General features: G+C 68.9%; 2 protein-coding genes and 1 tRNA gene. 1 reads left to right on the plus strand and 2 read right to left on the minus strand.

Annotated elements, in window-relative coordinates; genetic code table 11:
* Positions 1-143: 143 nt before the first annotated feature.
* Both chpH and AB0O67_RS37220 read right to left on the minus strand, forming a co-directional pair.
* Entirely contained in the window at positions 144-377 is a 234-nt protein-coding gene (chpH, locus tag AB0O67_RS37215; RefSeq protein ID WP_365460513.1) for a chaplin ChpH, read from the minus strand.
* Positions 378-534: 157 nt separating this feature from the next.
* Positions 535-1,860: a M20/M25/M40 family metallo-hydrolase gene (locus tag AB0O67_RS37220; protein WP_365460516.1), complete on the minus strand. Its 1,326-nt coding sequence runs from the start codon at positions 1,858-1,860 to the stop codon at positions 535-537.
* A 198-nt stretch (positions 1,861-2,058) separates the two neighbouring features.
* Between AB0O67_RS37220 and AB0O67_RS37225 the strand changes: the two genes are divergently transcribed.
* Positions 2,059-2,143 (plus strand) — tRNA-Leu (locus AB0O67_RS37225).

The raw sequence follows: 2,143 nt of genomic DNA on the forward strand, positions 1-2,143 counted from the left end.
CTTTAACAACATTTCACCCCCCCCCCCTCGCTCTCTTTATCCGGCCCCCCCCCCCTTTCCCGACTTTAATCCGCGGGCCGGCCCCGGGGGCTCTGGGGGGGCCCCCCGCCCCCGACGGCGTGGACGAACCTAGAAAGGCACCGTCACTTGTTGATGCAGGTGTTGCCGAAGGCGGGGTTCAGCACGCCGATCACCGAGATCGTGTTGCCGCAGACGTTCACGGGGACGTGCACGGGAACCTGAACAACGTTGCCGGACAGAACGCCCGGGGAACCCACGGCGGCACCCTGGGCACCCGAGTCGGCGACGGCGAGGCCCGCGCCCGCGAGAACCAGGCCACCGGTGGCAGCCGCAGCGGCGACGACCTTCTTGATCATTATTCCTCCTTGTTGGCAATGCGATCCCAAGTAGCTGATCGCATCACCAGTAACGAGGAGGAACTAATAGGGCTACGACCTGATGAGCGCATTCACCCCTCACGGTCACGCGGCGCACACACGGTCGAATACTGAAGTGTCGTTTCAGTGGGCCAATTCAGGACGCGTCGATGAACCTGTCGAGCACCCGCACGCCGAACTTGAGCCCGTCCACCGGCACTCGCTCGTCGACGCCGTGGAACATCCCGGCGAAGTCCAGCTCCGGCGGCAGCTTCAGCGGCGCGAAGCCGAAGCAGCGGATGCCGAGGTCGTCGAAGGACTTGGCGTCGGTGCCGCCGGAGAGCATGTAGGGCACGGCCCGCGCGATCGGGTCCTCGGCGCTGAGCGCGCTCTGCATGGCGTCGACGAGGTTGCCGTCGAAGTCGGTCTCCAGCGCCTTGTCGGCGTGCACGTCCTCGCGCCGCACACGGGGGCCGAGGAGCCGGTCCAGGTCGGCGAGGAACTCCTCCTCGTGACCGGGCAGGAACCGCCCGTCGACGTGCGCCGTGGCCTGTCCCGGGATGACGTTGACCTTGTAGCCGGCGCCGAGCATGGTGGGCGCGGCCGAGTTGCGCAGGGTGGCGCCGATCATCTTTGCGATGCCGCCGAGCTTGGCGAGGGTCTCGTCCATGTTCTCGGGGTCGAGTTCGACGCCGAGGGCGTCGGAGAGCTCGTCGAGGAAGGACCGCACGGTCTTGGTGACCCGCACCGGCCACTTGTGCCGGCCGACCCGCCCCACCGCCTCGCACAGCTCGGTGATCGCGTTGTCGGTGTTGGTCATCGAGCCGTGCCCGGCCGTGCCGTCCACGGTGAGCCGCAGCCAGTGCATGCCCTTCTGGGCGGTCTCGACGAGGTACAGCCGCAGCTGCTCGTTGACGGTGAAGGAGAACCCGCCGACCTCGCCGATGCCCTCGCTCACGCCCTCGAACAGCTCGGGGTGCTTGTCGACCAGGTGACGCGCACCCCAGGTCCCGCCGGCCTCCTCGTCGGCGAGGAAGGCGAGAACGATGTCCCGCGGGGGCCTGCGACCGCTGCGCAGCCGGTCGCGGACGACCGCGAGGGTCATCGCGTCCATGTCCTTCATGTCGACGGCCCCGCGGCCCCACACGCAGCCGTCCGCGATCTCGCCGGAGAAGGGGTGGTGGGTCCAGTCCGCCGCGTTGGCCGGTACCACGTCGAGGTGGCCGTGGATGAGCAGCGCGGGCCGGGACGGGTCCTCGCCCTGGATCCGGGCCACGGTGGAGGCGCGGCCCTTGTGCGACTCGATGATCCGTGGTTCGAGGCCCACCTCGGCGAGCTTGCCGGCGACGTACTCGGCCGCCTTGCGCTCACCCGGCCCCGAGTGGTCGCCGTAGTTGCTGGTGTCGATCTGGATCAGTTCGCGGCAGAGGTCGACGACCTCGTCCTCGCCGGTGACGCCTTCGGCCGTGCCCGTGTCGCTCACGCCGCTTCCTTCCGCAGTCGCCGCTGGTGGTCCCCCTCATCCTCCCCCCGAGCCCGCTCCCTCCCCAAGACCGCTCCCGGCCCGTCACACGGCGTTCACGGCGGTCCTGGCCCGCGCGGGGGTGTGATCAGCCACCCTCGAAAGCCTGGTAATGTTTACGTCGTCGCCGCGGGGGCAACCCAGCGCGACAGACACCTCGTCCGGGTGGCGGAATGGCAGACGCGCTAGCTTGAGGTGCTAGTGCCCTTTATCGGGCGTGGGGGTTCAAGTCCCCCCTCGGACA

Origin of the sequence: Streptomyces sp. NPDC086077 (assembly GCF_040686175.1) — a bacterium.
Lineage (GTDB): Bacteria > Actinomycetota > Actinomycetes > Streptomycetales > Streptomycetaceae > Streptomyces.

What these genes read in the sequence shown, in the direction of transcription:
- chpH (WP_365460513.1), bottom strand. Translation starts at nt 377, where the DNA reads ATGATCAAGAAGGTCGTCGCCGCTGCGGCTGCCACCGGTGGCCTGGTT.